At 74.5% G+C, this 26,127-nt stretch carries 26 protein-coding genes, 1 tRNA gene and 1 pseudogene; 18 read left to right on the forward strand and 10 right to left on the reverse strand.

Annotation, left to right across the window (positions count from 1 at the left end; all coding sequences use genetic code 11):
• The first annotated feature begins 6 nt into the window (after positions 1–6).
• Complete coding sequence (locus tag M3185_RS02655; RefSeq protein ID WP_251332125.1) at positions 7–1,233, forward strand: NAD(P)/FAD-dependent oxidoreductase; 1,227 nt, start codon at positions 7–9, stop codon at positions 1,231–1,233.
• 25 nt (positions 1,234–1,258) lie between these two features.
• Here M3185_RS02655 and M3185_RS02660 read toward each other — a convergent pair whose 3' ends face one another.
• The 4 genes from M3185_RS02660 to M3185_RS02675 form a co-directional block, all read right to left on the reverse strand.
• On the reverse strand, positions 1,259–1,474 hold the full coding sequence (locus M3185_RS02660; RefSeq protein ID WP_251332126.1) for a hypothetical protein: 216 nt from the start codon (positions 1,472–1,474) through the stop codon (positions 1,259–1,261).
• A 212-nt stretch (positions 1,475–1,686) separates the two neighbouring features.
• Complete coding sequence (locus M3185_RS02665; protein ID WP_251332127.1) at positions 1,687–2,913, reverse strand: aminotransferase-like domain-containing protein; 1,227 nt, start codon at positions 2,911–2,913, stop codon at positions 1,687–1,689.
• Entirely contained in the window at positions 2,910–3,980 is a 1,071-nt protein-coding gene (gene speB / locus M3185_RS02670; protein WP_251332128.1) for an agmatinase, read from the reverse strand. Before speB ends, M3185_RS02665 begins: the two co-directional genes overlap by 4 nt.
• 65 nt (positions 3,981–4,045) lie before the next feature.
• Positions 4,046–4,612, reverse strand: a complete 567-nt coding sequence (locus tag M3185_RS02675; protein ID WP_251332129.1) for a helix-turn-helix domain-containing protein — start codon at positions 4,610–4,612, stop codon at positions 4,046–4,048.
• Between the two features lie 171 nt (positions 4,613–4,783).
• On the opposite strand from M3185_RS02675, the gene M3185_RS02680 reads away from it, so the two are divergent.
• The 6 genes from M3185_RS02680 to M3185_RS02705 all read left to right on the forward strand — a co-directional run bounded on the left by M3185_RS02680 (position 4,784) and on the right by M3185_RS02705 (position 11,764).
• Positions 4,784–6,268, forward strand: coding sequence for a sodium:solute symporter (locus tag M3185_RS02680; RefSeq protein ID WP_251332130.1), 1,485 nt, complete (start codon positions 4,784–4,786; stop codon positions 6,266–6,268).
• Entirely contained in the window at positions 6,265–6,522 is a 258-nt protein-coding gene (locus tag M3185_RS02685; protein WP_251332131.1) for a hypothetical protein, read from the forward strand. The genes M3185_RS02680 and M3185_RS02685 overlap by 4 nt, the downstream gene beginning before the upstream one ends.
• The gene (locus M3185_RS02690) at positions 6,519–7,973 is read left to right on the forward strand and encodes a purine-cytosine permease family protein (protein WP_251332132.1); all 1,455 of its coding nucleotides are present in this window, start codon (positions 6,519–6,521) and stop codon (positions 7,971–7,973) included. The genes M3185_RS02685 and M3185_RS02690 overlap by 4 nt, the downstream gene beginning before the upstream one ends.
• Entirely contained in the window at positions 7,960–8,616 is a 657-nt protein-coding gene (locus M3185_RS02695; protein WP_251332133.1) for a cyclase family protein, read from the forward strand. The genes M3185_RS02690 and M3185_RS02695 overlap by 14 nt, the downstream gene beginning before the upstream one ends.
• 68 nt (positions 8,617–8,684) lie before the next feature.
• On the forward strand, positions 8,685–10,088 hold the full coding sequence (locus M3185_RS02700; protein ID WP_251332134.1) for an NAD-dependent succinate-semialdehyde dehydrogenase: 1,404 nt from the start codon (positions 8,685–8,687) through the stop codon (positions 10,086–10,088).
• A gap of 92 nt (positions 10,089–10,180) precedes the next feature.
• The gene (locus tag M3185_RS02705) at positions 10,181–11,764 is read left to right on the forward strand and encodes a thiamine pyrophosphate-binding protein (protein WP_251332135.1); all 1,584 of its coding nucleotides are present in this window, start codon (positions 10,181–10,183) and stop codon (positions 11,762–11,764) included.
• A 36-nt stretch (positions 11,765–11,800) separates the two neighbouring features.
• Here the strand turns inward: M3185_RS02705 and M3185_RS02710 are convergent, their stop codons facing one another.
• The 3 genes from M3185_RS02710 to M3185_RS02720 all read right to left on the reverse strand — a co-directional run bounded on the left by M3185_RS02710 (position 11,801) and on the right by M3185_RS02720 (position 13,891).
• Entirely contained in the window at positions 11,801–12,784 is a 984-nt protein-coding gene (locus M3185_RS02710; protein ID WP_251332136.1) for a cation transporter, read from the reverse strand.
• Positions 12,781–13,263, reverse strand: a complete 483-nt coding sequence (locus tag M3185_RS02715; protein WP_251332137.1) for a transporter substrate-binding domain-containing protein — start codon at positions 13,261–13,263, stop codon at positions 12,781–12,783. The genes M3185_RS02710 and M3185_RS02715 overlap by 4 nt, the downstream gene beginning before the upstream one ends.
• Before the next feature lie 73 nt (positions 13,264–13,336).
• Positions 13,337–13,891, reverse strand: a complete 555-nt coding sequence (locus tag M3185_RS02720) for a hypothetical protein (protein WP_251332138.1) — start codon at positions 13,889–13,891, stop codon at positions 13,337–13,339.
• Positions 13,892–14,122: 231 nt separating this feature from the next.
• Between M3185_RS02720 and M3185_RS02725 the strand changes: the two genes are divergently transcribed.
• The 9 genes from M3185_RS02725 (at position 14,123) to M3185_RS02765 (ending at position 21,628) form a co-directional block, all read left to right on the forward strand.
• Positions 14,123–14,425, forward strand: coding sequence for an urease subunit gamma (locus M3185_RS02725; RefSeq protein WP_251332139.1), 303 nt, complete (start codon positions 14,123–14,125; stop codon positions 14,423–14,425).
• Between the two features lie 31 nt (positions 14,426–14,456).
• Positions 14,457–14,795 (forward strand): urease subunit beta, encoded by a 339-nt coding sequence (locus M3185_RS02730; RefSeq protein WP_251332140.1) that lies wholly within the window; start codon positions 14,457–14,459, stop codon positions 14,793–14,795.
• On the forward strand, positions 14,792–16,504 hold the full coding sequence (gene ureC, locus M3185_RS02735) for an urease subunit alpha (RefSeq protein ID WP_251332141.1): 1,713 nt from the start codon (positions 14,792–14,794) through the stop codon (positions 16,502–16,504). Before M3185_RS02730 ends, ureC begins: the two co-directional genes overlap by 4 nt.
• Before the next feature lie 49 nt (positions 16,505–16,553).
• Positions 16,554–17,042, forward strand: a complete 489-nt coding sequence (gene ureE, locus M3185_RS02740) for an urease accessory protein UreE (RefSeq protein ID WP_251332142.1) — start codon at positions 16,554–16,556, stop codon at positions 17,040–17,042.
• Positions 17,023–17,724: an urease accessory protein UreF gene (locus tag M3185_RS02745; protein ID WP_251332143.1), complete on the forward strand. Its 702-nt coding sequence runs from the start codon at positions 17,023–17,025 to the stop codon at positions 17,722–17,724. Before ureE ends, M3185_RS02745 begins: the two co-directional genes overlap by 20 nt.
• Positions 17,725–17,822: 98 nt before the next feature.
• Positions 17,823–18,446: an urease accessory protein UreG gene (gene ureG, locus M3185_RS02750; protein WP_251332144.1), complete on the forward strand. Its 624-nt coding sequence runs from the start codon at positions 17,823–17,825 to the stop codon at positions 18,444–18,446.
• The gene (locus M3185_RS02755) at positions 18,443–19,285 is read left to right on the forward strand and encodes an urease accessory protein UreD (protein ID WP_251332145.1); all 843 of its coding nucleotides are present in this window, start codon (positions 18,443–18,445) and stop codon (positions 19,283–19,285) included. Before ureG ends, M3185_RS02755 begins: the two co-directional genes overlap by 4 nt.
• 295 nt (positions 19,286–19,580) lie before the next feature.
• Positions 19,581–20,351, forward strand: coding sequence for an ABC transporter ATP-binding protein (locus M3185_RS02760; protein WP_251332146.1), 771 nt, complete (start codon positions 19,581–19,583; stop codon positions 20,349–20,351).
• Entirely contained in the window at positions 20,348–21,628 is a 1,281-nt protein-coding gene (locus M3185_RS02765; RefSeq protein ID WP_251332147.1) for an ABC transporter permease, read from the forward strand. Before M3185_RS02760 ends, M3185_RS02765 begins: the two co-directional genes overlap by 4 nt.
• A gap of 61 nt (positions 21,629–21,689) precedes the next feature.
• Here the strand turns inward: M3185_RS02765 and M3185_RS02770 are convergent.
• The 3 genes and pseudogenes from M3185_RS02770 to M3185_RS02780 form a co-directional block, all read right to left on the reverse strand.
• Positions 21,690–23,056: pseudogene (locus M3185_RS02770) on the reverse strand (FAD-binding oxidoreductase).
• Positions 23,057–23,161: 105 nt separating this feature from the next.
• Entirely contained in the window at positions 23,162–24,493 is a 1,332-nt protein-coding gene (locus M3185_RS02775) for an acyltransferase family protein (protein ID WP_251332148.1), read from the reverse strand.
• Complete coding sequence (locus M3185_RS02780; RefSeq protein ID WP_251332149.1) at positions 24,486–24,974, reverse strand: hypothetical protein; 489 nt, start codon at positions 24,972–24,974, stop codon at positions 24,486–24,488. Before M3185_RS02780 ends, M3185_RS02775 begins: the two co-directional genes overlap by 8 nt.
• A gap of 242 nt (positions 24,975–25,216) precedes the next feature.
• Between M3185_RS02780 and M3185_RS02785 the strand changes: the two genes are divergently transcribed.
• Both M3185_RS02785 and M3185_RS02790 read left to right on the forward strand, forming a co-directional pair.
• Positions 25,217–25,289 (forward strand) — tRNA-Gly (locus M3185_RS02785).
• 141 nt (positions 25,290–25,430) lie between these two features.
• Complete coding sequence (locus M3185_RS02790) at positions 25,431–26,003, forward strand: MOSC domain-containing protein (protein ID WP_251332150.1); 573 nt, start codon at positions 25,431–25,433, stop codon at positions 26,001–26,003.
• Positions 26,004–26,127 lie beyond the last annotated feature (124 nt).

A 26,127-nucleotide genomic window follows, 5' to 3' on the forward strand; every position in this document is an offset into this window, starting at 1 on the left:
GATCCCGTGGACCACGACGTCGTGATCGTCGGCGCCGGCCTCGCCGGCCTGCAGTGCGCCCGGCTGCTCGAGCAGCACGGCCTGGACGTGGTGGTGCTGGAGGCCTCCGACGGCGTCGGGGGCCGGGTGCGCACCGACGTGGTCGACGGCTTCCGCTGCGACCGCGGCTTCCAGGTGCTCAACCCCGCCTACACGGAGCTGCGCCGCAGCGTGGACGTCCCCGCCCTGGGGCTGCAGAAGTTCGACGCCGCGGCCGGCGTCCGCCGCGGCGACGGGATCGACGTCCTGGCCGACCCGCGGCGCGTGCCCTCCCGCCTGGCCGGGACCCTGGGCAGCCCGCTCGTGGAGCTGCGCCGGCTGCCCGCCCTGCTGGCGTGGCTGGCGCCCGTGCTCGACCCCCGTGCGGCGCACCGGGAGGAGCTGGACCGCCCGTGGCACGAGTCCCTCGACGCCGCGGGGGTGCGCGGGCCGCTGCGGGACCTCGTGCTCGAGCCGTTCCTGGCGGGCGTGATCCTCGAGGACGGGGGCCGGACCTCCGCGGCGTTCGTGCGGCAGCTGGTCGGCTGGTTCCTGCTCGGCACGCCCGGCCTGCCGGCCGGGGGCATGGGGGCGCTGCCCGAGTGGATCCACGACGGCCTGCGCGCCCGCGCCGTCCTGGGCGCCCGCGTCGAGACCCTCGAGCGCACCGCCTCCGGCTGGACGGTCGGCGCCGGCGGCGGCTCGTGGCGGGCCCCGTCGGTGGTCGTGGCCACGGACGGCCCCGCGGCCGGCGGGCTGCTGGACCTGCCGGCCGTGCCGATGAAGGGCGAGGCCACGTGGTGGTTCGCCCCGGACCGGGCGCCGTCGGACCTGAGGTCGCTGGTGCTGCCGGGCGAGACCACGGGACCGCTCATCGACACGGCCGTGGTCAGCAACGCCGCCCCCAGCTACGCCCCCGCGGGCCGTGCACTGGTCCAGGCGTCCGCCCTGCTCCCGCGCGGAGCCGCACTGCCCGCCGAGGCCGACGTCCGCCGCCAGCTGTCCGGGATCTGGGGCGCGGACGCGGGCGCCTGGGAGCTGCTGACGGTGCACGAGGTCCGTGACGCCCTGCCCGAGCAGCTGCCCCCGTTCGTGGCGGAGCGCCCCGCCGCCCTCGGCGACGGCGTGTTCGTGTGCGGGGACCACCGCACCACCGGCTCCAGCCAGGGAGCGCTGCGCTCCGGGCGGCGGGCCGCGGAGGCGCTGCTCGCCTGAGCCGCCGGCGAGCACGGCGACGGGCCTATCCTGCGACGCCGAGGCTGAGGATCGCGGTGACGCCCGTGAGGACCAGGCCGGTGGCGAAGATCGCCGCGACGACCATGATCACGCCCAGGGTGGCCACGGCCGTGATGCGACGGAACCGGCCGGCCACCACCACGGCCGACTGGGCGAGCAGCACCATGAGCAGCACGGCCACCGCCATCAGCACCACCCCGAAGAGGATCATCGCGCCCACCTGCCGTGGGCGCCTTCGGGCCTCGACATGGCTTCCTCCCCCGATTCCGCCCTGTCCCGGAGCCGGCCACCGCCCTGCGCCCACCCCGGGAACCGGGTTCCCGCACACCACGAGAGCACCGGGGGCGGACGCCCCGCAACGATCCATGCAAAGGCGCTATCACGAGCCGACACAATGGTGTGCCGGCGCGAAGCCCCTGGTCGCCCCGGCAGTCAGTCCCGCAGCATCTGCCCCACCCGGCGGACGCCCTCGGCGATGTCGGCCTCGGAGGCCGCCGAGTAGGCCAGCCGCAGGCTCGTGGAGGGACGGCCGTCGGCGTAGCAGGCCCCGCCCGGCACCAGCGCCACGCCGTGCTCGACGGCCCGGCGCAGCAGGTCGCCGTGCGGGAGGGCCCGGGGGTCCAGGTCCAGCCACGTGAAGAAGCCGCCGGCCGGGCGGGTCCAGCGCACCCCGTCGGGCATGTGCGCCGCGAGGGCGTCCATCATGGCCGCGCACCGGGAGCGGTACAGCGCCACCGCCCGGTCCAGCGCGGGCCGCCAGTGCTCCCCGCCCACGTACTGCGCGGCGAGCTCCTGGCCGAGCACCGAGGGGTGGATGGTCACGGCCTCCGCCGCGATCTGCAGCCGCGCCCGCACCGCGGGCACCGCGGCGATCCACCCGATCCGCAGGCCCGGGGAGAAGATCTTCGAGAAGCTGCCGAGGTGGATCACCGTGTCCGGGTCCATCGAGTACAGCGACGGCGGCCGGTGCTCCCGGTCGAAGCCGAGCAGCCCGTACGGGTCGTCCTCGAGGATCAGCACGCCCCGCTCGGCGCACACCTGGACGAGCCGCCGGCGCCGGGCCTCGGTGAGGGTCACCCCGGTGGGGTTGTGGAAGTTCGGGATCGTGTAGAGGAGCTTCACGGTGCGCCCGGCGGCCCGCAGCGCGTCGATGCGCTCGGCCACCGCCTCGGGGTCCAGGCCCTCGTCGTCGACGTCCACGTGCTCGACCTCGACCTCGTAGCTGCCGAACACACCCAGCGCCCCGACGTAGGTGGGACCCTCGGCCACCACGACGTCGCCCGGGTCGCAGAACAGCTTCGTCACCAGGTCCAGGCCTGCCTGGGACCCGGCGGTGATCTGGATCCGGTCCGGGGTGACCTCGGTGCCCTGCAGGCGCATCAGCTCGCAGACCAGCCCGGGCAGGCGGCCGATGCCCGCCCCCGAGCCGTACTGGAGCACCTCGGGCCCGCGCTCGGCCACGATCCCCCGGGCCAGCTCGGCGATGAGCTCGTGCGGGAGCACGCTCATGTCCGGGTTGCCGCCGGCCAGGGAGATCATCCCCGGCTGCAGCGCGATCTCGAACACCGCCCGCACCGGGGAGGGCCGGAACTGCCCGGAGCGCCGGGCGAAGAGGGAGGCATGGTCGGGACGGGGGGCCGCGGAGGCCCCCCCGCTCACGCGCCCTCCCGGCCCGGCCCGTCCGCTGCGTCCGCCGGCCGGCCGTAGACGTGCCCGGCCAGCCCGTAGGCGGGCCCGCCGGGGGCCGCGCCGGGGCCCATGGCCAGGAGGGTGATCAGCTCGTAGGCCACGTGCGCGGCGGCCACCCCGGTGAGCTCGGCGTGGTCGTAGGCGGGGGCGACCTCGACGACGTCGGCCCCCACCACGTTCGTCCCGCGCAGCCCGCGCAGGATCTCCAGGACCTCCCGGCTCGTCATCCCGCCGGCCTCCGGGGTCCCGGTGCCCGGGGCGTGGGCGGGGTCCAGCACGTCGATGTCCAGCGACACGTACAGCGGGCGGTCGCCGACGCGCTGGCGCAGGTGCGCGACGACGGCGTCGACCCCCAGCCGCATGACGTCGGCGGAGGAGACGATGCCGAAGCCGAAGCGGGCGTCGTCGTCGAGGTCCTCCGGCCCGTAGAGCGGCCCGCGGGTGCCCACGTGGGAGACGGCGTCGGTGTCGAGCAGGCCCTCCTCGTACGCGCGGCGGAACGGGGTGCCGTGGGTGTACTCGGCGCCGAAGTAGGTGTCCCACGTGTCGAGGTGGGCGTCGAAGTGCAGCAGCGCGACCTTGCCGTGGCGGGCGTGCACGGCGCGCAGCAGGGGCAGGGCGATCGTGTGGTCCCCGCCGATGGCCACCAGCTGGGTGGACTCCCCCATCAGCTCCTTGGCCTGGGCCTCGATGGAGGCGATCGCCTCGCCGATGTCGAAGGGGTTGGCCACGATGTCCCCGGCGTCGGCGACCTGGACCCCGGCGAACGGGGAGACGTTCTGGGCGGGGTTGTACGGGCGCAGCAGGCGCGAGGCCTCCCGGACGTGGTTGGACCCGAAGCGGGCGCCGGGGCGGTAGGAGACCCCGGCGTCGAAGGGCACCCCGACCACGGCGATGTCCGCGTGCTCCACCTCGTCGGTGCGCGGCAGGCGGGCGAAGGTGCCCAGCCCCGCCCAGCGCGGGGTCAGGGCGGCGTTGACGGGGCCGAGGACGGGGGTGCCGTCCGGGGTGGAGCCGGTGATGCGCTCGGTGGTCATGGTGTGCGGTCCTCTCGGTGGGCGGTGCGGAGCGGAAAGGGACGGAACGGGACGGAACGGGCGGGTCAGGAGCCGAGGATCCACAGCAGGACGGCGTCCTCGTCCCCGGGGTTCTCCCAGGTGTGGGGCTCGGAGCCGGGGAAGGTCACGGTGTCCCCGGCGACCAGGTCGAAGGTCCGGTCGGGGACCTTGAGCCGGAACCGGCCGCTGATCAGGTGCAGCACCTCCGTCTCGCAGTCCATGCTGTACATCGCCTCCTCCCCGCGGCCGCCGGCGGCCACGCGGGCGCGGAGGACCTGGACCTTGCGCTGGGCCGCGGGCGTGACGAGCTGCTCCTCGATGCCCTCGCCGCCGAGGTCGATGTGCGGGGCCTCCTCGAGCCGGACGAGCTCGACGTCGGCGGGCCCGGCGAAGAGGTCCCCCACGTCGATGCGCAGCACCTCGCACATGCGCACCAGCGAGTCCACGGAGGGCGAGGTGATGTCCCGCTCGACCCGGCTGACGAAGCCCTTGGTCAGCCCCGCCGCCGAGGCCAGCTGGTCGATGGTCATGTGGTTGCGCCGGCGGTGGTTGCGCAGCCGCGAGCCCACGGCGGCGGAGCGCCCGGAGCTCTCGATGGGCAGTGCTTTCACGACGACCTTCTTCCCCGCACGGCTTTACCCGCCCGTAACGGCGCGGACCTGTTCCGAAAACATGACCCACATCATACTATGTGGGACAACTTTTGTTTCTCATCGAGCAACTCGACGGGAAACACGGCGAACGACCCAGGGGTCCGCAGGGCCCCGAGGAACGAGTGACCCATGAACGTGCTGATCATCGTGCTCTACCTGGTCGCCATGGTGGCGATCGGCCTCCTGGCCAGCCGACGCGCCCACAACGCAGAGGACTACCGTGTGGCGGGACGCCGGCTCGGCCCCGGCTTCTACACCGGCACCATGGTGGCCGTGGTCCTGGGCGGGGCCTCCACCGTGGGCGGGGTGGGCCTGGGCTACACCTACGGCGTCTCGGGGATGTGGCTGGTCGTGGCGATCGCCGCGGGCCTGGCCGTGCTGAGCCTGCTCTTCGCCTCGCGCATCCAGTCCCTGAAGGTCTTCACCGTCTCCCAGATGCTCCAGCTGCGCTACGGCGAGCACGGCGGGGCCAAGGCGTCGTCGTTCGTGATGCTCGCCTACACGGTGATGCTGTCGGTGACCTCCACCTCCGCCTACGCGTCGATCTTCTCGGTGCTGTTCCCGATCGACCGGACCTGGGCGATCCTGCTCGGCGGGCTGGTCGTCGTGGGCTACTCCGTGCTGGGCGGGATGTGGTCGATCACCCTCACCGACATGATGCAGTTCCTGTTCATGACCGTGGGCATCTTCCTGGTCCTGCTGCCCTTCTCCCTCTCCGCCGCCGGCGGCTGGTCCGGGCTCACGGGCCGCCTCGACGCCACGTACTTCACGTGGAACGGGATGGGCACCCAGGCGATCATCACCCAGTTCGTCGTCTACGGCTTCGGCATCCTGATCGGCCAGGACATCTGGCAGCGCGTGTTCACCGCCCGCTCCCCGCAGGTGGCCCGCTGGGGCGGGCTGTCCGCCGCCGCCTACGTGGCCCTCTACGGGCTCGCCGGGGCCGTGATCGGCATGACCGCCGCGGCCCTGGCCCCGGGCCTGGACTCCGCCGACGACGCCTTCGCCACCATGGCCCAGCAGCACGTGCCGACCGGGCTGGGCGGGGTGGTGCTCGCCGCCGGCGTCGCGGCCATGATGTCCACCGCCTCCGGGGCCCTCATCGCCTCGGCCACCGTGGCCCGCGTCGACGTCGTGCCCACCCTGAGGTCCCTGCTCGGGCGGAGCACCGCCCCGGCCGGCGGAGGCGCGACCGCCGAGGACGAGGCCGCGGAGCTGCGCGCCGACCGGCTCTACATGCTGGTCTTCGGCGTGGTCATCACCGCGATCTCGGTCTTCGTCACCGACACCGTCACCGCCCTCACCATCGCCTACGACATCCTGGTGGGCGGCCTGCTCGTCGCGATCCTCGGGGGTCTCGTGTGGAGGCGGGGCACGGGGCTGGGCGCCGCCCTGTCGATGCTCGTCGGCTCGGTGGTCGTCCTGGCCTCCATGGCGCTCTTCGGCGTGCTGGCCAACGCCCCCATCTACCTGGGCCTGCTGAGCTCCGCGGCCGTCTACGTCGTCGTCTCCCTGCTGAGCCGCCCCACGCACGAGGGCGTGCTGCGGCACTGGAACGAGCGCCTCGCCGGCTCCCGCCCGGCCGGCGCCGACCGCCCGGAGGCCCGCCGGTGACCGGGGCGCCCGGCGCCCGCGGAGCGGACGCGGCCCCGGCGCGCAGGCCCGCTCCGCTGACCCGCGAGGAGGTCGAGCGGGCCGCCGCCGCCCTGGTCGCGGCGTTCGTCCGCACCACCACGGAGACCGGCGGCGTGGCCGAGACCACGGCCGAGCGCGAGACCATCGTCTTCCACCGGACCGCGGACGGATCCGTCAGCGCCGTCCACGAACACCTCTCGCCCGTTCCGCCGACCCCTGAGGCACGCCCATGACGACACCACGCCACACCGCCGACGGGCCCCGGTCCGCCTGGTCCCGGCTCTCGGACCACCTCGACGAGAACTCCGAGGGCTACGGCCCGCTGCGGGGCACGCTGGGGGCGGGCCGGGTCGGGATGATCTGGCTCGCGGCGAACCTGGTGGTGACCACGCTCCTGACGGGGACGCTGTTCGTGCCCGGGGTGCCCTGGTCCACGGCCCTGGGCATGATCGTCCTCGGCACGCTGATCGGCGGGGCGGTGCTGGTGCTCGTGGGCAGCATGGGCACGCGCACGGGCCTCGCCACCATGTCCCTGACCAAGGGGTCCTTCGGTCTGCGCGGCTCCTTCCTCCCGGTGGCCGCGAACGTGGTCATCCTCATGGGCTGGAGCTGGGTGCAGGCCATGCTCGCCGGTGTCACCGTGAACTTCCTGGTGGAGCAGGCGACCGGCTTCTCGAGCCCGGTGCTGTTCTCGGTGCTCTGCCAGACGCTGGTGGTGGCGCTGGCCGTGTTCGGCCACGAGGGCATCGCCCGGGTGGAGCCGTGGCTGGCGGTGGTGATCCTGGCGATCATGGCCTGGGTCTTCACGGTGGCGTTCACCTCCTACCCGGTGGCCGACTTCGCCGCGCTGCCCGCGGACCCCGCGGCGGGCTGGTCCGGCATCGCGGTCCTGGACGTGGTCATCGCCACGGCCATCTCCTGGACCGTGCTCTCCGCGGAGTTCAACCGCCTCGCCCGGACGCCGTCCGCGGGCGTGGTCGGCTCCGGCGCGGGCTACGTCCTGTCCACGGTCGCGGCCATGAGCCTCGGGGCCACGGCCGTCGCCTACGTGGTGCTCGACGGCGGGGAGGCGGTCGGCTTCGACCCGACGGTGCTCGTCGCCGCCTTCGGCGCGCCCCTGGCCGTGGTGGTCTTCCTGTCGGTCATGGCCACCAACACCATGGTCGTCTACGGCATGGTGTCCTCCGTGGTGAACCTCACGCCCTCGCGGAGACTGCGGTTCCTGCCCACCGCCCTGGTGCTGGGGGCCGTGTCGATCCTCGGGTCGACCTGGCTGGGCCTGCTGGACCAGTTCACCAGCTTCCTGGTCCTGATCGGCTCGCTGTTCATCCCGGTCTTCGCGATCATGCTGGTGGACTACTACGTGGTCAAGCGCGGCTCCTACGCAGCGGACATCCTGCGCGGGCGCGGTGGCCGGTACTGGTACCGGGGCGGGGTCAACCCCGCCGCCGTCGTGGTGTGGGTGGTCGGCGCGGCCTCCTCCCTCGTGCTCACCTACGTGCTGCCGAGCCCCGTGGGCGCGACCATCCCCACGTTCGTGGTCTCCGCGGCGCTCTACCTGGGCTGGGCCCTCGCGGCCCGCCGGATCGTGGCGGGACGCCCGGTGCAGCGCCACCTCGCCGACGATCCCGGGGCTCCCGGTGCGGCCGGTGCGCCGGCGGAGGCCGCCGATGCGCCTCGTTGACCTGAGCCACCCCGTGGAGGCCGGCATGCAGGTCTTCCCGGGGGACCCGGCCGTGGACTCCCGGCTCGCGGCGTCGTTCCCGCAGGACGGCTTCCAGGTGGCCGAGCTGCACCTGGGCACGCACAGCGGGACGCACGTGGACGCGCCCCTGCACACCGTGGACGGGGGCTCGCCCGTGGACGAGATCGACCTCTCCCGCCTCGTGGGACCGGCGCGCATCGTGCACGTGCCCGCCCTCCGGGAGCACGACCTGATCCGCTGGGAGCACGTCCGCGCGCAGCTGGAGGACCTCCGGGCCGGCACGATCGTGGTGTTCCGCACCGACTGGTCCCGGCACTTCGGCACGCCGCGCTACCTGGCGCACCCGGTGCTCGACGTGGAGATCGCCCGGCGCCTGCTGTCCGCGGGCGTGCGCGTGCTCGGCGTGGACACCCTCAACCCGGATCGCACCCCGGACGCGTCCTCGACCGGTCCGTCCGAGCTGCCGGTGCACGCGGCCGTGCTGGGAGCGGGCGGGGTGATCATCGAGAACCTGACGAACCTCCACGCCGTCACCTGGCGCGACCCGCTGCTGAGCGCCCTTCCGCTGCGGCTGCGCGGCCTGGACGGCTCCCCGGTGCGGGCGGTGGCGATGCAGCTGTGAGCCCTCACCCGCGCCCCGAACGCCCCGACGTCGTCGACGCCCCACCCCGTCCCCGAGGAGACCCCACCATGACCACTGATCCCCGCGCCACCGCCCCGTCCCCCTACCGGTCGGTCAATCCGGCCACCGGTGAGGTGGTGGCGCAGTTCCCCGCCGCCACCGACTCCCAGGTGAGGGAGGCGGTGGCCGCCGCCGACGCCGCCTACCGCTCCTGGCGTGCGGTGCCCATCGCCGAACGGGCGGCGGTCGCCGCCCGCGTGGGCGAACTGTTCGCCGAGCGGGTCGAGGAACTGGCCGCGATCGCCACCGAGGAGATGGGCAAGCCGCTCTCCGAGGCGGTCGGGGAGGTGGAGTTCAGCGCGGAGATCTTCGCCTACTACGCCGCCGAAGGCCCGGCCCTGGCCGCCGACCAGCCCCTGCCCACCCCCGCCGGCGGTCGCGCCGTGCTCCAGCGCCGCCCGGTGGGGGTGCTGCTGGGGATCATGCCCTGGAACTACCCCTACTACCAGGTCGCCCGCTTCGCCGCCCCCAACCTGGTACTGGGCAACACCATCGTGCTCAAGCACGCCGAGTCCTGCCCCCGCACCGCCCTGGCGATCCAGCAGCTCATGGAGGAGGCCGGGGTCCCGGCCGGGGCCTACACCACCCTCTTCGCCTCCCACGCCCAGGTCGCCGACATCATCGCCGACCCGCAGGTGCAGGGGATCTCCCTGACCGGCTCCGAACGCGCCGGGGCGGCCGTGGCCGAGACCGCCGGGCGGCACCTCAAGAAGGTCGTGCTCGAGCTGGGCGGCTCGGATCCCTACATCGTGCTCGACACCGACGACGTGGCGGCTTCGGCCCGGGCGGCGCTGGCCACCCGGATGGGCAACACCGGCCAGGCCTGCAACTCCAACAAGCGCATGATCGTCACCGCCGGGATCTACGAGGAGTTCGTCGCCGAGCTCACCACCCGGGCCGCCGCCCTGGTCCCGGGGGACCCGGCGGTGGACGCCCCGGGGACCTACGCCCCGCTGTCCTCCCGGGCCGCGGCCGAGGGGCTGGCCGCCCGGATCCAGGCCGCGGTGGCCGCCGGGGCGCAACTGCACACCGGCGGGGTGCTGCTGGAGGGGCCCGGGGCGTACCTGGCCCCGGCGGTGCTCACCGGGATCACCCCGGACATGGCCGCCCACCACCAGGAGCTCTTCGGCCCGGTCGCGGTGGTCTACAAGGTGGGCAGCGACGAAGAGGCCCTCGCGCTGGCCAACGACACCCCCTACGGGCTCGGCGGGGCGGTGTTCAGCACCGACCCCGAGCGGGCGCGCCGGCTGGCCGAGCGGCTCGAGTGCGGGATGGCCAACGTCAACGCCGCCGAGGCCGAGGGCGCGGGCATGCCCTTCGGCGGGATCAAGCGCTCCGGCTACGGCCGCGAGCTGGGCCCGCTGGGCATGGACGAGTTCGTCAACAAGCGCCTGCTCTACACCACCGACTGACACACCCGACCCGCACCGGAACGGACCGGCACCACCACGCCGCCCCTGCACCGCACCATCGTGCACCCCACCACCCCGAGGGAGATCCGTCCATGACCGCACGCAGGACCACGGCCCGGGCCGTGCTTGAGACGCTGAAGGGCTACGGGATCGACACGGTCTTCGGGATCCCCGGCACCCACTCGCTGGAGTTCTACCGCCCGCTGCGGGAGCTCGGCATCCGCGCGGTCACGACCCGCCACGAGCAGGGGGCCGCGTACGGGGCCGACGGGTGGAGCCAGGTCTCCGGGCTGCCCGGGGTCGTCATCACGACCTCCGGGCCCGGCCTGCTCAACTCGCTGTCCGGGGCGGCCACCGCCTACGCGGAGTCCCGGCCGATGATCGTCCTCTCCCCCGGCCGGCCGGTGGGCCACGACTTCCGGGACATCGGCTCCCTGCACGAGACCAAGAACCCGTCCGCCGCCGTCGGCGCGATCGTGGGCCGCAGCCGGCGGGTGACCAGCGGGGCCGAGGCCGTGACGATGGTCCACGACGCCTTCCGGGACTTCACCCACTCCCGCCCCCGCCCCGTGCACATCGAGATCCCGCTGGACATCCTCGAGGCGGAGTTCGACTACACCGACCGGCAGGTGGCCCCGCGCCGGCTGGGCGCCCCGCAGCCGGCACCGGCAGACGACGTCCGGCGCGCCGCCGAGGTCCTGCGCGCGGCCCGCGCCCCCGTGATCCTGGCCGGCGGCGGCTCGCTGGCCGCCGGGGAGCGGCTGCTCGAGCTCGCCGAGCTGCTCGAGGCCCCGGTCATCACCACGACCAACGGCAAGGGGGCGATCCCGGAGCGCCACCGGCTCTCCCTCGGCGCGGACCTGCGGCTGAGCACCGCCCACGAGTTCCTGCGCTCCGCCGACGCGCTGCTGGTGATCGGCTCCAAGGTGGGCGAGGCGGAGCTGTGGGGCGGGGACATCGTCCCGGCCGGGCCGATCGTGCGCGTGGACATCATGCGGGACCAGATGCTGTGCAACCTCGACCCGGACGTCGAGCTGCCCGGCAACTCCGCGGCCGTGGTGCCGCAGCTCATCGAGGCGCTCGGCCCGCCGGCGCCCCGGGCACCGCGGGACCTGAGCGAGGTCTTCGCCCGGATGGACGACGAGGGCCGCCGGTGGGCCCCCGAGCTCGCGGCCCTCAACGAGGCGATCATGGCCGTGGTGCCCGAGGACACCATCATCGGCGGGGACTCCTCCCAGGTCACCTATCTGGGCTCCACCACGTTCTTCCGCGCGCAGCACCCCCGCTCCCTGCTGTACATGGGCACCTACGCGACGCTGGGCTACGGGCTGCCGGCGTCGATCGGCGCGAAGCTCGCCGCTCCCCACCGGCCCGTGCTGTGCGTCGTGGGCGACGGCGCGCTGATGTTCTCGGTCCAGGAGCTGATGACCGCCGTGGAGCTCGGGCTGCGCCTGCCGGTCGTCTGCGTGGACAACGGGGGCTACGGGGAGATCCGGCAGAACATGGTGGAGCGGGACATCGACCCGCTCGCCGTGGACCTGCGGCAGCCGGACTGGCCGGCGCTCGCGGCGGCGTTCGGCGCCGTCGGGCTGGAGGCCACCCAGGAGACGCTCGCCGCGACGGTCGTCGAGGCGCTGGCGATCGAGGGGCCCAGCCTGATCCACCTCAGGATCTGAGCCCGCCGGCGGACCCCGGGCGGCCGGCGGAGCCGCTCAGCGCGGGACCTGGTGCTCGGGCAGCTCCGCCACGGGGGCGAGCACCACGTCCTCGATCTTCCAGTCCAGGTCCGCGCAGCGCTTCCGCGCCGCCGCGAGCTGCTCGAGCGTCGGCGTCGTCCCCGCGACCGGGACCACGAAGCCCTCCACGTGGAAGACGTGGCCCTCGTCGCGCATGCGCACGCCGGCGTCCCGGACCCACGGCTGCTGGCGCAGCACCGTCTCGACCTGCTGGACGAGCGGGTGCGGTCCCGCGTCGTCGTAGGTGGTGGGCCGGGCGTCGGCCAGTCCCGCCACGGCTCCCTTCAGGTTGGCCACCCCGTCCCTGAGGATCGACGTGGAGACGAGCAGCGCCGCCGCGGCGTCGGCCCACCACAGGCCCGCCCCGATGCCGAGGACGCCGGCGACCGTGGCCAGCCCGGTCATCCAGTCGGCCTTGTTCATGTCCGCGTCGGCGTAGAGCACCTTGTCGTGCAGCTCCTCGGCGAGCCTCATCTTCATCCGGCCCAGGACCACCGGCGGGATGCTGGTGAGGCCCATGGCGGCCACCATGAGCCACCCCGACCACACGGGCACCCCGAACAGGCTGGTGACGCCGATCGGCGGCCGCTCCCCGGTGATCAGTCCGGAACCGGAGTCGACCACCAGGAAGGTGCCCATCGCCAGCAGGGCGACCGCGGCGACGAGGTGGCCCACCCCCACCGACCGGTGGTAGCCGTAGGGGTGGCTCGGGGTGGGGCGCCGTCCGGCGATCCGGGCGGCCACGAGGAAGGCGACGGGCGGCAGGAGGGACAGCGAGTCCTCGATCCAGGCGACCTTCATGGCCTGGGACTGCCCGGCGACGAGCGCCACGACGGTCACGGTCACCAGGAGGGTGCCGATGGTGATCCTCTCCAGGCGGACCGCGCGGCCCAGGGTGCGGGCCTGGCCGTCGCTGAGCTCGGTGGACCCGAACCGCGCCTGCGCCCCGGACCGGGTCACGACCGCTCCTCCCGCTCCACGAGGAACGTCTCCAGCTCGGTGAGGAAGCCGTTCTCCCCGAGCCGGGTGGCCAGCACCATCTTCTCGGTGCGCCCGTCCGGGGTCGCGATCTCGGCGTACGGGCGGGTGAGGGCGGCGTGCTTCTCCCACGGGGCCGTCTCGGTGAGGCCCGCGGCGACGACGTCGAGCTCGCCGCTCTCGAGCGAGCGGATCAGGTGGCTCTCGCTGCCGGGGACCCACACGACCTCCGCGTCGAGGCGCCGGGCGAAGTCCTCGACGAGGTCCACCTCGATGCCGGAGGGCCGGCCGCTGTCGGGGACCTCCGTCCACGGGGGGCTCTCGACCACCCCGGCCCGCAGCTCACCGCCGCGGACGCGCTCGAGGGTGCCCTCGGGGTCCCGGGGGAACCCGGAGCCGCACCCGGCCAGCAGGACCACGGCGAGCGCGCCGGCCGCCCAGCGGCCGCCTCGGAGTCCCATGGTCGTCTCCTCCCGGCCGGGCCCGGCAGCCGGCGCCGGGACGTTGCTGGAGCGGTCGCGCTCCACGACCACTCTACGGAGGTCCGCGGCGGAGCAGCTCCGCCTCGTGCAGCCCCAGGTAGTCCCATCCGCGGCGGGCGGGGGCCGTGACCACGGGCAGCAGCGCCAGGGGTGCCGTCGCGACGAGCCAGGGGGCCGCCGCGGGGGCCAGTGCCGAGAGGGCCCACACCACGACGACCAGGGCGGGCAGGACGAGCACGAGCGCCTCGAGCTCCTCCGCGGCCCCCACCGCGCACACCCGGCGCCACGCGGGGTCCTCGGGCAGGCGCCCCTCCGCCACGGCCTGCCGGATCCGGCGCGTGACGGCGGGACGGTCCCGGGCGGAGGCCAGGGACGGCCGCCGCCGCCGCAGCGGGACGGAGACCACGAGGACGAGCACGAGGAACAGGCTCACCGTGCTCAGGGCGAAGCCCCTGATGCCGAACGTCACCTCGGCCGTCCAGTAGACGAGCGTGAAGCCGGTCGCCGTGGCCGCCCCCGTGCCCACCGCGTCGCGCAGGATGCGGTGCCGCCCCGGGAGGGGGCGCTCGCCGTGGGCGGGCAGGGGCGGCTCCGTCGCGACGGTCATGGCACCTCCTCGAGCCGCCGGCGCGGGCGTGCTGATGTGAGTCGTACCACACCGGGACCGTGGGAGGAAGGGGCCGCCGACGGCGGCCCGGGGGACCGCGCGCGGCGGGCCGGTGCCCCGGCCGGGCGGGTCCGCCACGTCCCGGAAACACGGGAAGAACCTGCTCGTAACATGACCGCCATACGGTGACGGGGACCACCCAGCGCCTGCCCGCCGTCCCCGAGGAGAACCGTGCACCTGACACCCCGCGAACAGGAGAAGCTGCTCGTCGTCGTCGCCGGCGACCTCGCGCGCCGCCGCCGGGAGCGGGGGCTGAAGCTCAACCACCCGGAGGCCGTCGCCCTGATCACCGCCGAGCTGCTGGAGGGCGCCCGGGACGGGCGGACCGTCGCCGAGCTCATGTCCTGGGGCTCCACGGTCCTCGCCCGCGAGGACGTCATGGAGGGCGTGCCCGAGATGATCCACTCCGTCCAGGTCGAGGCGACGTTCCCGGACGGGACGAAGCTCGTCACCGTCCACGACCCCATCCGCTGACCCGACGGCAACCCGACAGGAAGGAGCAGCCGTGATCCCCGGAGAACACGTCCTGCGGCCCGAGCCCGTGGTGATCAACGCCGGCCGGCCCACGGTCGCGCTCGACGTCGTCAACCGCGGCGACCGGCCCGTGCAGGTCGGGTCCCACTTCCACTTCGCCGAGGCCAACGCGGGCCTGGAGTTCGACCGGGACGCCGCCCGCGGCTTCCGCCTCGACATCCCTGCGGGCACGGCCGTGCGCTTCGAGCCCGGGGACCGCAAGCGGGTCCAGCTCGTCGCCCTCGCCGGGCGCCGGGAGGTGCACGGGCTGGCCAACCGGGTGAACGGCCCCCTGGACGACCCCGACCGCACCCCGGAGGAGCCGGCATGAGCCATGAGATGTCCCGCGCCCAGTACACGAGCCTCTACGGCCCCACCACGGGGGACCTGGTGCGCCTGGCCGACACCGAGCTGTTCCTCGAGGTCGAGCACGACCTCACGGTCCCCGGGGAGGAGGTCGTCTTCGGCGGCGGCAAGGTGGTCCGGGACGGCATGGGCCACAACGGCCGGCTGACCCGGGACGACGGCGTGGTGGACACCGTGATCACCAACGTGGTGGTCCTCGACGCCACCGGGATCTACAAGGCGGACGTCGGGCTGCGCGACGGGCGGATCAGCGGGATCGGCAAGGCCGGCAACCCCGACATCATGGACGGCGTCACGATCCTGATCGGGGCCTCCACCGAGGTGATCGCGGGCGAGGGCCGGATCCTCACCGCCGGTGGCGTCGACTCCCACATCCACTTCATCGGCGCCGACCAGATCGGCACGGCCCTGTCCTCGGGGATCACCACGATGATCGGCGGCGGCACGGGCCCGGCCGAGGGCTCCAACGCCACCACGATCACCCCGGGGGCGTGGCACCTCGCCCGGATGTTCCAGGCCCTGGACGGCTACCCCATGAACTTCGGGCTGCTCGGCAAGGGCCACGCGTCCGCGCCCGAGCCGCTCGCGGAGCAGATCCGGGCGGGGGCCGTGGGCCTGAAGATCCACGAGGACTGGGGCGCCACGACGTCGGCCATCGACACCGCCCTGGCCGTCGCCGACGAGCACGACGTGCAGGTCGCCATCCACACCGACACCCTCAACGAGTGCGGCTTCCTCGAGGACACGGTGGCCGCCATCGCCGGGCGGGTGATCCACACCTTCCACACCGAGGGCGCCGGCGGCGGGCACGCCCCGGACATCATCCGCATCGCCTCCCTCCCCCACGTCCTGCCCTCCTCGACGAATCCCACGCTGCCGTTCACGCGCAACACGGCCGAGGAGCACCTGGACATGCTCATGGTCTGCCACCACCTCAACCCGGACATCCCGGAGGACGTGGCCTTCGCCGACTCCCGGATCCGGCCCGAGACGATCGCCGCCGAGGACGTCCTGCACGACCTCGGGGTCTTCTCGATGACCTCCTCCGACTCCCAGGCCATGGGCCGCGTGGGCGAGGTCGTGCTGCGCACCTGGCAGCTCGCCGACCAGATGAAGCGGCGCACCGGCCCCCTGCCGGAGGAGACGGGCCGCGGGGACAACGCCCGGCTCAGGCGCTACGTGGCGAAGTACACGATCAACCCCGCGCTCGCGCACGGGATCGCCGACGTCGTGGGCTCCGTGGAGACGGGCAAGTTCGCGGACCTGGTGCTGTGGGACCCGGTGTTCTTCGGGGTCAAGCCGCACGCGGTGCTCAAGGGCGGGCAGATCGTCCACTCGCTCATGGGCGACCCCAACGCCTCGATCCCCACCCCGCAGCCGCAGCTGATGCGCGACGCGTTCGGCGCCAAGGGCACCGCCCCGCACGCCAACTCGATCACCTTCATGTCCCGCGCCGCCGTCGAGGCGGGCGTGGGCGAGCGGCTGGGCCTGCGCAAGCGGGTGCTGCCCGTGGGCGGGATCCGCACCCTGTCCAAGAAGGACATGCGGCACAACGACGCGACGCCGCGGATCGACGTGGACCCGCAGACCTACGAGGTGCGGGTCGACGGCGAGCTCGCCACGTGCGAGCCGGCCGCGGAGCTCGCGATGGCCCAGCGCTACTTCCTGTTCTGAGACCCCAGTTGTGACACCCCCAGTTGCGAGACCCGTGGAGGAAGACCCCGTGATCGTCGAAGCCGTCCTCGGCAACCTGGCCGAGCTCACCGAGCAGGAGCGCGCCGGCCTGCACCTGGAGCGGATCGCCCTGTCCGGCGCCGAGCTGCGCAAGCGGGTGCAGCGGGTCGTCACCGACCACGGCACCGAGGTGGGGATCCGCCTCGCGCAGCGGCACGAGCTGCGGGACGGGGACATCCTGCACCGGGAGGGCCGCAACGCCGTCGTCGTCTCGACCCTGCCCACCGACGTCCTCGTCGTCGCGCCGGCCACGATCGAGCAGATGGGCTTCGTCGCCCACTCCCTGGGCAACCGGCACCTGCCCGCCCAGTTCCTCGCCCCCGGCACGGAGGTCGAGGGCCTGCCGGGCCACGACGGGCTCATGGTCGTCCAGTACGACCACACGGCCGAAGCCTTCCTGCGGGAGACCGGCGTGCGCTTCGCGCGCGTCGAGCGGCAGATGGAGGTCCCGTTCCGCCATGCCGAGCACACCCACTGAGCCGCGCGGGGCGGTGATGCTCGCCGTCCTGCAGCTGTGCGACTCGGCCCTGCCCACCGGCGCGTTCGCCCACTCCCTCGGGCTGGAGACCTACGTCGACGACGGCACGGTGGACGACGAGGCGAGCTTCCTCGCCTGGGTCCGCCACAGCCTGCACCACCAGACGGTGCCCGCCGAGGGCTGGGCCGTGCGCGCGGTCGCCACCGCGGCCGCCGCCGACGACGTGTGGCGCGTCGACGACCTGCTGCACGCGCAGGCGCTGCCCGTCCAGGTCCGGGACGCCGCCTCGGCCATGGGCCGGCGGATGGCGGAGATCGGGGCGGAGAACTTCCCCTCCCCCCGGCTGCTGGCCTACGCGGACCGCCTGCGGGCGGGCACGAGCCGCGGCAGCCCTGCGGTGGCCTTCGCGCTCGCCGGCGCGGGCCTCGGCGTGGGCTGGGAGCCGCTGGCCAGCGCATACCTGTTCTCCACCGCCACGTCCCTGACCCAGAACGCCGTGCGCGGCATCCCGCTGGGGCAGAGCGCCGGCCAGCGCGTGCTGCGCGCCCTGCACGACGACGTCGCCCGCGGCGTCGGGCGGATCGCCCGCATGGGCCTCGACGAGTTCGGGGCGACCAGCCCCGGGCTGGAGATCGCGCAGATGCGCCACGCCTGGCAGCGGGCGCGCATGTTCATGTCCTGACCGCCCACCGTCCTGACCGCCCACCGTCCCGACCGCCCACCGTCCCGACCGCCCACCGTCCCGACGGCCCCGCCGTCCGACCCCGAGGAGTTCCCACCATGACCAGCACCGGTCCCGTCCGCATCGGCATCGGAGGCCCCGTGGGCGCCGGCAAGACCCAGCTCGTGGAGCGGGTGACCCGGGCGCTGATCGACGAGGTGTCGATGGCCGCGATCACCAACGACATCTACACGATCGAGGACGCCAAGATCCTGGCCCGCAACGGCGTGCTGCCGCTGGACCGGATCGTCGGCATCGAGACCGGCGGCTGCCCGCACACCGCGATCCGCGAGGACACCTCGATGAACGAGGCGGCCATCGCGACCCTGTGCACGGCCCACCCCGACCTGCAGATCGTCTTCGTCGAGTCCGGCGGGGACAACCTCTCCGCCACGTTCAGCCCCGAGCTCGTCGACTTCTCGATCTACGTCATCGACGTGGCCCAGGGCGAGAAGATCCCCCGCAAGGCCGGCCAGGGGATGATCCGCTCGGACCTGTTCGTGATCAACAAGATCGACCTCGCCCCGCACGTCGGCGCGGACCTCGACGTCATGGCCGCCGACTCCCGCGTCTTCCGCAAGGACAGGCCGTTCTGCTTCACCAACCTCAAGACCGACGAGGGCCTCGACGCGGTCCTCGACTGGATCCGTCACGACGTCCTCATGCTGGACATGCAGCCGTGACCCCCGCCGCGGCCCCCACCGGCCGGCTCGAGCTGGCCCTGGCGCCGCGCGGGGAGCGGACCGTGGCCGTGCACCAGTACCACTGCGGGGCGCTGCGCGTGCTGCGGCCGCACCACCTGGACGACTCCGGGCAGCCGTGCTTCGTCGTCGTCAACCCGGGCGGAGGCTACCTCGGCGGGGACCGCTACGAGCTCGACGTCACGGTCGCCGCCGGGGGGACCGCCCTGGTCACCACCCAGTCCGCGACCAAGGTCTACCGCACCCCCGCCGCGCCGGCCCGGCAGGAGGTCCGCCTGGTGCTCGGGCCCGGCGCGGTCCTCGAGTACCTCCCGGACCAGCTGATCGCCTACGAGGACGCCGACTACGTCCAGTCCACCACGGTGTCGATGGACCCCACGGCGTGCCTGGTCGCCGGCGAGGTGGTCACCCCCGGCTGGGCGCCGGACGGGACCGCGTTCCGGTACCGCAGCGTGGCGCTGCGCACGGAGGTGGAGATGGCGGGGCGGACGGTGGTGCTCGACAACCTGCGGCTGCGCCCCGCGGAGGACGCCGTCGCGGGTCTCGGCTTCCTGGAGGGCCGCAGCCACCTCGGGTCCCTGCTGGCCGTGGACCCCCGGGTGGACCGGGCGCTCGTGGACCGGGTGCAGCAGCTGCTGGCCGCCGCGGAGGACCGGGTGCCCGGCCTGCGCTGCGGGGTCTCGGAGCTGCCCGTGCCGGGGCTCGTGGTCCGGGCCCTGGGTCCCGGCTCCGACGAGCTGACCGCGCTGCTGCTGGACGTCACCGCGCTGCTGCGCGCGCAGTGGAGCGGCCGGGGACGGCCCGCGCTGCGCAAGTACTGACCCCGGAGCGGGGAGGGCGGATCCGGGCACCCCACGAGGGAGGGCGTCCGGACCCGCCGCCCGGGGCGGCGACCCCGGGCACCTCTACCTTACCGAGCAGTAGACAATTCGTCGACGCCGGGCGGAGTCCCGTTCCGGCTCCGTCTGCCGCCTCTAGTGGGGACACGCCCGCGGTTCCCCTCCGTGTGTGCACCTGCACATGATGGATCGGGGCGGGGACGGCCCCGGTCCGCGGATCGTCCAGCAGTGCCGCAGGGGGTGCGGCCGGCGACCGCGCAGCGAGGGGGAGAGCGACGTGACGGGTTCCGTGGTCCTCGACGCCGATCAGCTGGTCAAGGCCTACGGGCAGGGCGCCGACCGCTTCGAGGCCCTCCGGGGCGTGAGCGTGCGGATCGAGCGGGGCGAGTCCGTCGCGATCGTCGGGAAGTCCGGCTCCGGGAAGTCCACGCTGATGCACCTGCTCGCGCTCCTGGACGCCCCGACCGCCGGCACGGTGGCCCTGGAGGGCCGCCCGGCGGAGTGTCTGTCCGCCCGGGAGGTGAACCGGCTGCGCAACGCCACGTTCGGCTTCGTCTTCCAGCAGTTCTTCCTCACCCCGCACCAGACGGTCCTCGAGAACGTGGTGCTGCCGCTGAAGATCGCCGGCGTGGGCGGTGCCGAGCGCCGGCGCCGGGGCCTGGAGGTCCTGGAGCGGCTCGAGCTCGCGGACAAGGCCACCAGCCGGGCGGCCGACCTCTCCGGCGGGCAGAAGCAGCGCGCGGCGATCGCGCGCGCCCTGGTCAACGACCCGCTCGTGATCTTCGCCGACGAGCCCACGGGCAACCTCGACTCGGCGACCGGCGCGGTCGTCGAGGACATCCTCCTCGGCCTGCACCGGGAGCGGGGCATCACCCTGGTCGTCGTCACGCACGACGAGGACCTCGCGGCCCGCTGCGGCCGCCGGGTGCACCTGCGCGACGGGCTCGTCGTGGGCCCCGCGCCGCGCGCCACCGGGCGCGCCCCGCGCGCCGGGGAGCTGGTGCGGGCCCAGGACGCCGGCGTCCGGACCGCGGGAGTCGTGCTGTGACGGGGGCGGAGCTGCTCCGGAGCGCCGTGGGCAACACGTGGCGCGCCCGGGCCCGGGCCGTGCTCACGGTGCTGGCCGTGTTCATCGGCGCGTTCGCGCTCACCCTGACCTCCGGGATGGGCACCGGGGTGAACCGGTACATCGACGACACCGTGGCCGCCTTCGGCGACGCCGAGTCGCTCTACGTCCAGCGCTCCCACCCGCTGGTCGAGATGTCCGCCGGCTCCCGGCCCCGGGTCTACGACCCGGACACCACCCGCGTCCAGACCGGCTTCGGGGTGTCCTTCGAGGGGCTCTCCCCCGAGGACGTCGAGCTCATCGAGGCGATGGACGGCGTGGCGTCGGTGGAGCCGATGTACTCGGTCACCCCGACCTATCTGGAGTCCGCCGGCGGCGACCGGTTCCAGCTCTCCCTCGGCATCCCCGTCGACGCCGAGGGGCTGCAGATGGTGGCCGGGCGCATCCCGGCGACCGGCGAGGACGAGATCGCCGTGCCCGACAGCTGGGTCCAGGACCTGGGGTTCCCCTCGGCCGGGGCCGCCGTCGGCGCGACGGTGCAGGTCGTCATGACCAACATGGCCGAGCAGGTCCGGTCCTTCCCCGCCACGGTCTCCGGGGTCACCCGCTCCAGCCTCGCCGGCACAACCCTCTACCCCATCCCCTCCACGTCCTTCAACGAGCGCCTCCACGACTTCCAGGTCGGCGGAGGCCCGCACCCGGTGCCGGAGAGCTATCTGATGGCCACGGTCACCGTGGAGGAGCTGTCCCGCGCCGCGGAGGTCCAGGCGCGGCTGGAGGAGGAGGGCATGGTGGGCTCGACCGTGGAGGACAAGCTGGGCATGTTCCGGGCCGTGATCAACGGCATCGTGTGGATCCTCAACACCTCCGCGGTCGTCGCGCTGCTCGCGGCCGGGCTGGGGATCGTCAACACCCTGCTGATGTCCGTGCAGGAGCGCACGCGCGAGATCGGGCTGATGAAGGCCATGGGCATGGGCGGCGGCAGGGTGTTCGGCCTGTTCTCGCTGGAGGCCGTGTTCATCGGCTTCCTCGGGGCCACCCTCGGTGCGGTCGCGGGCGTCACCGTGGGCTCCTTCGCCAGCCGGGCCCTCGCCGGGGGCCTGCTCGCCGGGCTGCCGGGGCTGTCCCTGTTCGCCTTCGAGGCGGGGAAGGTCCTGCTGATCGTCCTGTCCGTCATGGTGATCGCGTTCCTGGCCGGCACGATGCCCGCCGTCCGGGCGGCCCGAAAGGATCCCATCACCGCGCTGAGGCACGAGTGAGCACGACCGCCGGCACCGGACCGCCGCAGGAGATCCCGCCGGGACCTGCCGGCGGGCGCGCTCAGACGGCCTTGCCGGGGTTGAGGATGTCGTGCGGGTCGAGGACGGCCTTGATCCGGTGCTGCAGGTCCCGGGAGAGCTCGCCGACCTCGGCGGTGAACCAGTCCCGCTTGAGCAGGCCCACACCGTGCTCGCCGGTCAGGGTGCCGCCGAGGCTCTGGGCGAGCTCGAACATCCGGGCCAGGGCGGTCTTCGGGGCGCCCTCCGTGATGGACCCGTGCGGCCCGACCACGATGACGGGGTGCAGGTTGCCGTCGGCGGCGTGGGCGATCGTGCAGATCTCCACGCCCGTCTCCCGGGCGATCTGTTGGATGCCGGTGACGGCCTCGGCGAGCCGGTTGCGCGGCACGCCCACGTCCCCGATGGAGGGCCGGCCCAGCTTCTCCAGCGAGGGGATCGCGTCCCGGCGGGCCTGGAGCAGGGCCTCGGCCTGCAGGGGGTCGTCGGCGATCAGGATCGAGTCCGCGAAGGGCTCGACGGCCCGGAGCACCACGTCGCGCTCGATCCCGGCGCCGAAGCCGTCGGTCTGCGCGAGCAGGAAGGCCTCGCCGCGCCGGCGGTGGTCGGTGCCGGTGGCGAGGTCGATGGCGCCGAGGGTCGGGCCGTCGACGAGCTCGAGCACCGAGGGCGTGGCCCGGGCCGCCACCACGGCGGAGGCGGCCGCCGCCGCGGCGCCCACGTCCCGGAAGTAGGCGGCGAGGGTGGCCGTGGCCACCGGCGCCGGGCGCAGCCGCAGCGTCGCCTCGACGACGACGCCGAGGGTGCCCTCGGAGCCGATGAACAGCGCGTTCAGGTCGTAGCCGGTCACGGCCTTGAGGGTCCGGGTCCCGGTGACCAGCACCCGGCCGTCGGCGAGGACGACCTTCAGCCCGAGCACCGCCTCGCGCGTCACGCCGTACTTGGCGCAGCGCATGCCCCCGGCGTTGGTGGCGATGTTGCCGCGGAGCAGATGGCGGTGCTGGCGGGGTCCGGGGCGTAGAACAGGCCGTGTTCGGCCGCCGCCGCGTTGAGGTCGGCGTTGAGCACGCCCGGCTCCACGACCGCGGTCTGCTCCACCGGGTCGATGCCGAGGATCCGGTTCATCCGCTTCACGTCGAGGACGATCTCGCCGGCCCGCGCGGCGGCGCCGGCGGCGAGGCCCGTGCCGGCCCCGCGCGGGACGACGGGGATGCGGTGCTCGTGGGCCAGCCGGAGGGTCTCGACGACGTCCTGGACCGACTCGGCCCGGACGACGCCGTCCGGCAGCGTCGGCGGGACGTAGCCCGACCGGTCCGTGCGCACCCGCTCGAGCTCCGCGGGCTCCTGGGTGAAGCGGGGCAGCGCGGCCAGGACCTCGGACAGGCGGTGGGCGGGGCTGTTGCTGGTCATCGGTCGCCTCCTTGCGACGACGGGCGCCGCCGCCCGGTCCCGCGGGACGCGCCGGCCGGTCAGTGCGACCGTAGGCAGTGGTGTGCTCCGGAGCAACGACCCGGCTCAGATGTGGCGCCGTGTTGCAGCCGCTCCCCCGGCCGGGACCCGGGGGCCCCGCACGGCGCCGCCCCGCAGCAGCGCCACCGCCGCGGCCGTCAGCACCGCGCCCGCCAGGACCAGGCCCGGCGAGAGCCACCAGCTGATCTGCAGGAACGGCGGGACGAAGCCGAGCAGCACCGCGAGCGCCACGCGCGGCGCGGCGGGCGCCCGGCGCCCCGGCCCAAGCGCCGTCGGGGCGCGCTCGGCGCGCACCAGGGGCACGCTGAGCGCGGCGAGCACGGCGCCCGCCGCCACGCCCAGCGGGACCCGCCAGGCCCACCAGGCGGCCGAGCCGGGCTCCGGGTCGGGACCGCCGAGGAGGAACCACCCCGCCGCCACGGCCACGATCACCGGCAGGTGCCACAGGTAGACGGTCATGGCGCGGCCGCCCACGAGCAGGGCCACGAGCTGGGCCGGCCGGGCGCGCATCAGCCGCGCGAGCGCCGGCGCGGCCACCTGCAGCAGGCACGCCTGCGCCACCCCGAGCAGCACCATGCAGACGGTGGCGGGGTTGAGGTTGGTGAGCATGTCCGGGGCGTACCAGCCGGCACGCACGAGCAGGCCGAGCGCGAGGACGCACCCGGCCGCGACGGCCAGCAGCCACGGCACGGGACGGCGCGCGAACGCGCCGTCGGCGCGGAAGAAGCCCAGCTGCTGCACGAGGGGCCACACGAGGACGAGATTGGCCAGGCCCACCCAGGCCGCGCCGGTGGTGATCCGCAGGGCGTCCACGGCCACGACCCCCGCCAGCAGCACCAGCACGGTCCCCCGCGGCGCCCGGTCGTGCCACCGGGCCGCGAGGGGCAGCAGCGCCTGGCACGCGAGGTAGGCGGCGAGGAACCACAGGGGCATGCCCACGCCCTGGAGCACCATCACCAGCAGCTCCGGCGGGGCGCCGGCCACGAGGGCGGCCCCGCAGGCGAGCGCCAGCACGGTCCACAGGACCAGCGCGGGGCGCAGGAGGCGCAGCGCCCGGAGGCGGACCCAGCCGGGGCCGCCCCCGCCGCGGGCGGCGTGCCGGCGCCAGGACAGCACCGACGCGTGCCCGCCCACGACGAAGAACAGGGGCATCACCTGGAGCACCCAGGTGGCCCACCAGTACCAGGGCTGCCGGGTGGGGACCATGACGGTGGCGGGCTCCCCGGTCGCGGGGTCGGCCGTCACCGTGACCATGAGCAGGTGGATCAGGACCACGGCCAGGAGGCATCCGGTGCGGGCGGCGTCGACGGCGGGATCCCTTTCCGCGGGCGCCTCCGCGCCCCGGGCGGAGGCGCCGGCGAGGGCGGGCTCAGCCACGCCGTCGGGCGCCGGCCGCGCCCACGACCACGGCGAGGACCGGCAGCGCGGACGCCGCGAGCGCGAAGGCCACGAGGGCGAGCAGCACGAGGACGGCGTCGCCGGGCGTGACCGCGAGCATCCCGGGCCGCTGCCCGGCGCCGGCCAGCGTGCCCGCCGGCAGCGCCGCCTGGGGCACCAGGACGGCCGTGAGGGCCACGCCCGCCCACAGCACCACCGCGGGCGCTGCGGGGCCGCGGCGCCCGTCGAGGAACGCCCAGGCGACGGCGAGCAGCCCGGCGGCGAGCAGGCCCGCCGGGAACGCGTCGACGCCCGTCCCGCCCTGCGCCGCCCCGAGCCGGCCCACGAGGGCGGCCACGGCCACGCCGGTCAGCAGGACGGCTCCGGCCTGCAGCAGCAGCCACAGCCCGGTCCGCCCGGTGCCCGCGGGGTGTCGGTGCGCGGGGGGGACGGCGCCGCCCGCCGGGAGGTCTGCCGTCATGGTGGGTCTCCTCGCCGGGGCCGACAGTGCTGAGCGAAGCATAAGCACCCGGGCGCCGTTCGCAGGAGAGAACGCGGAGAGGACGACACGCCGCCGGGTCCTGCGGACGGGCGGAGGACCGGGCGGGCACGCGGCGCCGTGCGGTGGGCACCGGCCCGCCGCACGGCGCCGTCCCCCGGGTGGACGACAGCCCCTGCGCGATCAGGTAGTGTATTCCCTCGGCTCCTGCTGGAGCCACGAATGCGGCAGTAGCTCAGCTGGTAGAGCGCCACCTTGCCATGGTGGAGGTCGCGGGTTCGACTCCCGTCTGCCGCTCTTCCCGTCCCACCGGCAGCCTTCGTCCCGCGCCCGCCCGCGGCGGACACCCCGCCCGCACGGATCCCGGCCGCGCCCGCCACGGCCCCCGGGCCCCGCAGCGGCAGGACAGGTCGCAAGCGGTGATGGAAGGCTGGTGGCATGACGGCGAGCTACCGATACGACGTGGAGGTCCTGCACCTGCTCGTGTCCCCCGCGCACGCCTACTTCGGCCGCGCCCGGGACGGCGCGGCCGACGTCCCCAGCACGGACGCCGAGCGCGTCGAGCTGGTGGCGGGCAAGGGCATCGTCGGCGACCGGTTCTTCGGCAAGGCCGCGCACATGGACGCCGCGGTCACCCTGCTGGCGGTCGAGGCGCTCGAGGCCATGGCCGGGGACCTCGGCGCCGGGCCCTTCGACCCGCTGCTGCCGCGGCGCAACGTGGTCCTCCGCGGCGCGCAGCTGGCTCCGCTGCTGGGCGAGGAGTTCGCACTGGAGTCCCGCGGGGCTCTCGTGCGGCTGCGGGGCGGGCGGCCCGCCCACCCCTGCGCCTGGATGGACCGGGTGCTGGCCCCGGGTGCGCACGCCGCGATGCGCGGGCGGGGAGGCATCCGGTGCCGACCCCTGTCGGACGGGGCCCTGCACCGCGGGCCCGCCGTGCTGCACAGCCCGGTGCCGCTCGAACCGCAGCGCGCCGGTGCCGCCGTCCTGCGCCGGCCGGAACGGCTGCCGTAGCACCCACGGCGGCGACCGGAGTCACCCCGTCCCCCGACCACGCCCACGACCACGTCCCTGCGGGAATAGCGACCGTGCCTGCACGGTTGTCCGCTGGGCACGAACGCCACAGCGGCGTCCAGCG

It is taken from the genome of Kocuria rosea (assembly GCF_023715525.1).
In the GTDB taxonomy this organism is placed as follows: domain Bacteria; phylum Actinomycetota; class Actinomycetes; order Actinomycetales; family Micrococcaceae; genus Kocuria; species Kocuria rosea_A.